6 protein-coding genes are annotated in these 7,135 nt (G+C 69.3%); all 6 read left to right on the forward strand.

The window, feature by feature from the left end; translation table 11 throughout:
• Positions 1 to 702: FIST signal transduction protein (locus FMP39_RS36470; RefSeq protein WP_194858718.1), on the forward strand; the 702-nt coding region annotated here is incomplete at its 5' end.
• A 16-nt stretch (positions 703 to 718) separates the two neighbouring features.
• Positions 719 to 3,313: an ATP-binding protein gene (locus FMP39_RS36475; RefSeq protein WP_141594550.1), complete on the forward strand. Its 2,595-nt coding sequence runs from the start codon at positions 719 to 721 to the stop codon at positions 3,311 to 3,313.
• 238 nt (positions 3,314 to 3,551) lie between these two features.
• Positions 3,552 to 3,803: a hypothetical protein gene (locus FMP39_RS36480; protein ID WP_171410524.1), complete on the forward strand. Its 252-nt coding sequence runs from the start codon at positions 3,552 to 3,554 to the stop codon at positions 3,801 to 3,803.
• Entirely contained in the window at positions 3,800 to 4,150 is a 351-nt protein-coding gene (locus FMP39_RS36485; protein WP_141594551.1) for a helix-hairpin-helix domain-containing protein, read from the forward strand. The genes FMP39_RS36480 and FMP39_RS36485 overlap by 4 nt, the downstream gene beginning before the upstream one ends.
• A gap of 154 nt (positions 4,151 to 4,304) precedes the next feature.
• On the forward strand, positions 4,305 to 6,008 hold the full coding sequence (locus FMP39_RS36490; protein WP_141594552.1) for a dipeptidase: 1,704 nt from the start codon (positions 4,305 to 4,307) through the stop codon (positions 6,006 to 6,008).
• A gap of 269 nt (positions 6,009 to 6,277) precedes the next feature.
• Complete coding sequence (locus FMP39_RS36495) at positions 6,278 to 6,841, forward strand: MarR family winged helix-turn-helix transcriptional regulator (RefSeq protein ID WP_141594553.1); 564 nt, start codon at positions 6,278 to 6,280, stop codon at positions 6,839 to 6,841.
• Positions 6,842 to 7,135: the final 294 nt, after the last annotated feature.

The following is a 7,135-nucleotide window of genomic DNA, read 5'->3' on the forward strand; positions in this document are numbered from 1 at the left end:
GTCTGGGCGGGGGGCGGAGCGGGAGGCGACCTCCGGAGCGCCATGACAGCCCAGTTCGCGGATGGGCAGGCCTACCGGGACAAGGCGGTGGTGATTGCCTTTGATGCCCAGGCGCCGATAGGCGTCGGGATTCAGCACGGCTGGTATCCATACGGCCCACCGACCCAGGTCACGAAGGCCCACGGCGCGACCGCCATCGAGCTCGATTACGAGAGCGCATTCGAGGTCTACCGGCGCACGGCCGCGAGCCGCGGAGACGCGCTGGACGTGCAGGGCTTCGCCCGCTTCGCGATGACCCACCCGCTGGGGATTCCCCAGGCCAATGGGGAGTTCGTGATTCGCGACCCAATCTCCATCGAACCCGACGGCTCGGTCCGCTGCGTCGCCGAGATACCGGATGGCTCGTTGGTCCGAGTGATGGAGGGAGCGCGCGCGGACCTGATGGACGCGGCCGAGGGGGCGGCCACCCTGGCTCGGCAAGGAACCCCTGGCGCGCTGGGCGGCGCGGTCGTGTTCGATTGCTTCTCCCGCTACCCCATCCTGGGCGAGGAAATCCAAGACGAGCTCTCACGCGTCCAGGGAGCGCTCGGGGAGGCCACGCCGCTCGTGGGCTGCCTGACGCTGGGCGAGGTGGGGGCCATGGGAGGTGGCGTTCCGCAGTTCCACAACAAGACGGTGGTGGTGCTCGCCCTTCCAGGGTGATGGGACGAGGTCGGACATGGCGGACCCCCGCGAGGACGAGGACCGGAAGCTCACCGAGGAGCGACTCGCGCTGCTGAGCGTGCTCCAGGAGCTCACCGTCGCGGCGCTCGACCTCTTCGACCCGAGCAAGCCCGCGGACGCCTTCATGGACCGTGTCGCGGAGCGGCTGGGGTGCATGGTCGCGCTCTGGGTCCAGGTGAACGCGCGGGGGCAGGTCATCCTCCAGGGCGCGAGTGGACTCTCCGCTGCGTCCCGCCAGCTTCCGATTCCCGCCCGCTCCGAGCCCGGGGGGAAGCAAGGGCCCGCCGAGGTGAACCTGCCCTTTCCGGAGCTGGAACTGCCGGAGCTCGTGCGCTGGTCCATTCCAATCATCGGGGCGGACGCGGCGCACAGCGCCAGCGCGCTGCTGCTGTACTTCGACCGCGAGCCGCAGCTGCCGCGACATTACCGGGGCATGATGGAGCGCCTCGGCGGCGTGCTCCGTACCGCGCTCATGCACCGGCAGCTCTTCACCCGCATCCTGGAGAGCGAGCGCGCGCTCCACCAGCAGAAGACGCTGCTGGAGTCCCTGAGCGAAGCCTCCGACGAGGGCATCCTCATCTCCACCCAGGAAGGAAGGACGCTCACGCACAACCGCCGCCTCGTGCAGATGTGGGGGCTGGAGGAGGCGCTCCTGTCCACATCCTACGGGGCGTGGGTCCGTGCGGCGGCGGAGCTCGTGGAGGAGCCTGCCCGGTTCACGGCGCGCGCAGCCTTCTTCGTCGAGCACCGTGACGCGTCGGGACACGACGAGCTTCGGCTCAAGGATGGGCGGATATTCGAGCAGTACGACGCTCCGGTGGTGAGTGCTGACGGCGTCTACTATGGGCGGGCCGCCTACTTCCGGGACGTCACCGCTCGACGGCGCACGGAGCGGGACCTCCAGCACGAGCGGGACTTCAGCTCGGCGGTCCTGGATACAGCCCGCGCGCTGTTCATCGTCCTGGATGTGGAGGGCCGAATCGTCCGCTTCAACCGCGCATGCCAGGAGATGACCGGCTACTCCTTCGAGGAGCTTCGCGGCGCGCGGTTCTGGAAGCAGCTCCAGGCCCCGGAAGAAGCGGCGCGGGTCGAGCGGGACTTCGCCCAGCTCTCCGCGGGCCAGGGGCACGAGGAGTACGAGAGCTGCTGGCTCACGCGAGCGGGAGAGCGCCGCCTCATCGCATGGTCCAGCAACATCCTCCGCAGCCCGTCGGGAGCGGTCGAGTACATCATCGGCACGGGCATCGACATCACCGAGCAACGCCGGGCCGAGCGGGAGCGAGACCAGACCTTCCTGCGTGAGCAGCAAGCGCGGACCCGCGCCGAGGAGCAGGAAGGAAGGTCCGCGTTCCTGGCGGAAGCCTCGGGACTGCTCGCGGGCTCGCTCGCCCCTGAGGACGCGCTGCGAAACGTGGCGGCGCTGACCGTCCAGCGCTTCGCGGACTGGTGCGCGGTCGACCTGCTGGACAACGACCATTCCCCCCAGCGAATCGCGGTGGCCCAATCCCAGACACTGCGGGCCCAATGGCCCGCGAAGGACGCCCACGCGCCACCGGACCTCAATGCCACGCATGGCCCTGGGCGGGTGCTCCGCCGCGGCGAGCCGGAGTTCTGCCTGGAGGATTGCGGCCCCACTGCCCTCGAGTACGACGGCCTCGAGTTCCAGTCCTGGCTGTCGGTGCCGCTGCTCGCGCGTGGCCGGACGCTCGGCGCGCTCACCCTCGCCCGGATGGACAACGGGAGCCGCTATGGCCTGGCCGAGCTCGCCGTCGCGCAGGAGCTGGCCCGCCGCGCGGCCATGGCCGTGGACAACGCCCGGCTCTATCGGGAAGCCCAGCAGGCCATTGGCCTTCGTGATGAGTTCCTCTCCGTTGCCTCTCACGAGCTGAAGACCCCGGTCACCTCCCTCCAGTTGTCCGTGCAGGGCCTGCTGCGCCGCGCCCGGTCGGGAGCGCTCTGCACCGCGTCGGTGGAGACCGTGACCCAATCGGTCGAAGGCATCGAACGCCAGGCGATGCGGATGGCGAAGCTCGTCAACACGCTGCTCGATGTCTCGCGCATCCATGCCGGGCGGCTCGAGCTCGAGCTGGAGGAAGTGGACCTCGCCGCGCTGGTCCGAGACATCGCGGCACGCTTCGCACCCGAGCTGGCCCTCTCCGGCGCCACGCTCCAGGTTCATGCCGACACGCCGATGCCAGGACTCTGGGACCGGTCGCGGCTCGACCAGATTGTCACCAACCTGCTCTCGAATGCGATCAAGTACGGCGAGGGCAAGCCCATCGAAATCCAGGTCGGCGGAGACGCCAGGACCGCCCTCCTGGAAGTGAGGGACCAGGGAATCGGCATCCCGGCGGAACAACAGGCGTTGATCTTCCGGGCCTTCGAGCGGGCGGTGTCATCGCGCCACTACGGAGGGCTGGGCTTGGGCCTCCACATCGTCAGTCAGCTCGTCGAACGGCTGGGAGGGGCGGTCCGGGTCCAGAGCGAGGCGGGACGCGGCGCCACCTTCACGGTCTTGCTTCCACGCAGCGGCCCCGCCGCGCCGCGGCCGGCTCCGGCGGACATGCCCCTGGACGCGAACCATGCATGAGTGCGCGCTCCCGCCCTCCCGTGCCTGGCGCCGCGCTCTCGTCCGCTGAGAAGCCACTGGCGCGTCGCTGTCCGTCCTCGCCGCTGGACGGTTCTCACATCCGCGCACGGTGTGCGGAGAGCACGCCGAGGAGAACACCGCTGGCACGCCGGCTGCTCAAGCGCTCCCCGACCTCAGGCGGTCAAGCCGACGAGGCAGCCGCGCCGTGGTGGCGCGATGCGGAGTGTGGAGGTGGATGATGCTGACGGCGGGTAAGCGACTGGCGGTCTTCTCCATTCGCGAGGGCAAGGGCGGGAGCATCTGGGTGCGGGCGGGGAGCGCCTTCGTGAACAAGGACGGCTCGCTCAACGTGTTGCTGGACGTGCTGCCGCTGGACGGGAAGCTGCACGTCCGCGAGGCGGCGGAGAAGCGCGACACGGCGGGAATGAGCGGCGGCCGCTACGCGGGAGAGCTGGGGCTGGACGCGGCGCCGGTGGGTGGCCACTCGTGAGGGCGCTGTGCGCGGTGGTGGTGGGCCTGCTCTGGTGCGGGCCCGGGGTGGCGGAGGCGGCGAAGCTGCGCACGCAGCACACGGGGACGGTCAACCTCAACGAGGCCAGCGCGGCGCAGCTGGACTTGCTGCCGGGCGTCGGTGAGAAGGCGGCGCAGCGCATCATCGCCCACCGCCAGAAGCGGCCTTTCAAACGCGTGGAGGAGCTGGTGCGCGTGAAGGGCTTCGGCAAGAAGAAGTTCCTCAAGCTCAAGGCGCACCTGGCGCTGAGCGGGCCCACGACGCTGCGAGTCGAACAGGTGCCCGCCCCTCCTGAGAGAAAGGAGGTGAGCGCGACGAACGACTGAGACTGAAAGCTCCGACAATGGGGGGCCGCCGCCCGGGATTTCTCTCGTGGCCTGGCGCGGCGGCCCTGTCGTGGACGGGCCCATGAGGGGTAAACAGGGAAGCGCCTCTTGGGAGCGGTAGCCATCCTGGAGTGGATTGGTACCATCCGCCGCCATGAACCGACGCCTGACGAACCTGCTCACCGCGCTGCCCGTCACCGCCGCGCTGGTTGCTCCGCCCGTGCTCGCCTGCACCAGCATGCTGGTCTCCAAGGGAGCCACGGCGGATGGAGCCACCTTCATCACCTACGCCGCGGACGCGCACGAGCTGTACGGCGAGCTGTACTTCACGCCCGCGCGCCGCCACGCGCCTGGCGCCATGCGCGACATCATCGAGTGGGACACCGGCAAGTTCCTGGGCCGCATCCCCCAGCCCGCCGCGACGTATTCGGTGGTGGGCAACATGAACGAGCACCAGCTCTCCATCGGCGAGTCCACGTTCGGCGGCCGCGAGGAGCTGGAGGGGCCCGCGGGCATCATCGACTACGGCTCGCTCATGTACATCGCGCTGGAGCGCGCGAAGACGGCGCGCGAGGCCATCCAGGTGATGACCACCCTGGTCGCCGAGCACGGCTATGCCTCCACCGGTGAGTCGTTCTCCATCGCCGACCCGAAGGAGGCCTGGCTGCTGGAGATGATTGGCAAGGGCAAGGGCGAGAAAGGCGCGGTGTGGGTGGCCCGCAAGCTGCCCGACGGGTACCTCTCCGCGCACGCCAACCAGGCGCGCATCGGCACGTTCCCGCAGAACGAGAAGCAGACGACATTCTACTCGCCGGACGTCATCTCCTTCGCCCGGGCGAAGGGCTGGTTCAAGGGCGCGGACAAGGACTTCAACTTCGCGGAGACGTACAACCCCATCGACTTCGGCGGGCAGCGGTTCTCCGAGGCGCGCGTGTGGAGCATCTTCCGGCGCGCGGCGCCGTCGATGAAGCTGGGCGCGGAGTACGCGAACGGCGCGGCGCCCCAGAAGCGGCTGCCGCTGTGGGTGAAGCCGGACAAGAAGCTGTCCGTGCAGGACACCATGGCGCTGATGCGGGACCACTTCACGGGCACGCCGCTGGACATGACGAAGGACGTGGGCGCCGGCCCCTACGCGGCGCCGTACCGCTGGCGTCCGATGACGTGGGAGGTGGACGGCAAGCAGTACCTCCACGAGCGCGCCATCTCCACGCAGCAGACGGGCTTCTCCTTCGTCGCGCAGATGCGGGACTGGCTGCCGGCGCCCATTGGCGGCGTGCTCTGGTTCGGCGTGGACGACACCTTCACCACCGTCTACACGCCCATGTACGCCGGCATCCGGCAGGTGCCGCGCAACTTCGCGCAGGGCGTGGCCAGCCGCGGAGAGTTCTCCTGGGACTCCTCCTTCTGGGTGTTCAACTGGGTGTCGAACCAGGCCTACGGGCGCTGGAGCGACATGGTGAATGACCTGCAGAAGGAGCAGGGCGCACTGGAAGGCCAGTTCCTCGCGGACCAGGCCGACATCGAGAAGCGCGCCCAGGAGCAGTTCAAGCGCAGCCCCGAGGAGGCGCGCCAGTACCTCACCGACTACTCGCTCCAGCAGGGTGAGAAGGTCCACACCCGCTGGCGCAAGCTCGGTGAGACGCTGCTCGTGAAGTACATCGACGGCAACGTGCGTGATGAGATGGGCAAGGTGAACCATCCCAAGTTCCAGGAGGCCTGGTACCGGCGCATCGTCCAGGAGCATGGCAAGGCCCTGCAGATGCCCGCCAAGCCCGCGGAGCCCGCCGCCGCTCCGGCTCCGGCGCCCGCCCCTGCGCAGAAGCCGGCGCCCAAGCCCACCGTGGCTCCCGCGCCGTAACCTCCCGCCCTGGACCGGGACGACACGGGCGCCATCCTCCGGCTCACCCTCGAGGGGCTCTGAGCGCCCGCCCGCCCGGCATCCGGCCTGATGGGGAGATGGCCCACGGCGGCCCTCCCCACCGGGCCCGCTGGGCCTTCGAAAAGCCTCCGGCTTGACGTCTGGCTTGCGAGCGGTCAACAGCCAACGGTTTTTCAGCAGCGGGTCGGACGGCGACGCGATAGACCTGCTGCGACTCAAACCATTGGCTTGAGACACGGAGGCAGCAGGTGACAGCAGAAGAATCCCCGAAGGGACCGGCAGATGGGCCGCTGGTACCCCACGAAGGCGAGCGGACCTACAAAGGGCCGCCCCTTGGCGAAGTGCTCGAATTCATGCGACTGCTCTGGGCCGTGGACCACGGGCTCCAGTCCACGTCGAAGCGCATGGAGTCCTCGCTGGGACTCACGGGTCCGCAGCGCCTGGTCATCCGCCTGGTGGGGCGATTCCCCGACATCACCGCGGGCATGCTCGCGCAGATCCTCCACGTCCATCCCAGCACCCTGACGGGCGTGCTCAAGCGCCTGGAGAAGCGGGGCCTGCTGGAGCGCAAGTCCGATCCGCTCGACGGGCGCAAGGCGCTGTTCTCCCTGACGGACGAGGGGCGCGCGCTCGACATCCCCTCCGAGGGCACGGTGGAGTCGTCGGTGCAGCGCGTGCTGGCGCGCCTTTCGCGGTCCAACATCCTCGCGACGCAGGAAGTGCTCACCGCGCTGGCCCGGGAGCTGGGCGGCGTCCCCATGCCTGAGGTCGAGTACGACGAGGCGGGCGCCCGCAAGCAAGTCGTCCGATGAGCCGGTGGCCCGCCCGCTCCCTTGCCGCTGCCGGGGAAGCGTGTGGTGGGCTTCGTAGGAAGGGCGAGCCCGGTGGACCGCGTCACCTCCCGGACCCTCGCCCTTGTGTCTCCTTCCAGCGCCAGACACCTGGAGCCCTTCGAAGGGGCTCCTGGGTCGTTATGCTTCGCAAGAAGGGGCTGGCTGCTAGAAAATCGGGAAATAGGCGGCCCCACCAGGGGTTGCCTCGTCACTGAGCGGACAGGACAGCGTGAACCTCGACACACCGCAGACTCCAGGCCCCGAGCTCCCGCC

The organism is Myxococcus sp. AB056 (genome assembly GCF_006547365.1).
GTDB classification, from domain to species: domain Bacteria; phylum Myxococcota; class Myxococcia; order Myxococcales; family Myxococcaceae; genus Myxococcus; species Myxococcus virescens.

Excerpts from the sequence above, each read along its gene's own strand:
- FMP39_RS36475 (WP_141594550.1), top strand. The coding sequence starts at position 719 with ATGGCGGACCCCCGCGAGGACGAGGACCGGAAGCTCACCGAGGAGCGA.
- FMP39_RS36480 (WP_171410524.1), top strand. The coding sequence starts at position 3,552 with ATGCTGACGGCGGGTAAGCGACTGGCGGTCTTCTCCATTCGCGAGGGC.
- FMP39_RS36490 (WP_141594552.1), top strand. The coding sequence starts at position 4,305 with ATGAACCGACGCCTGACGAACCTGCTCACCGCGCTGCCCGTCACCGCC.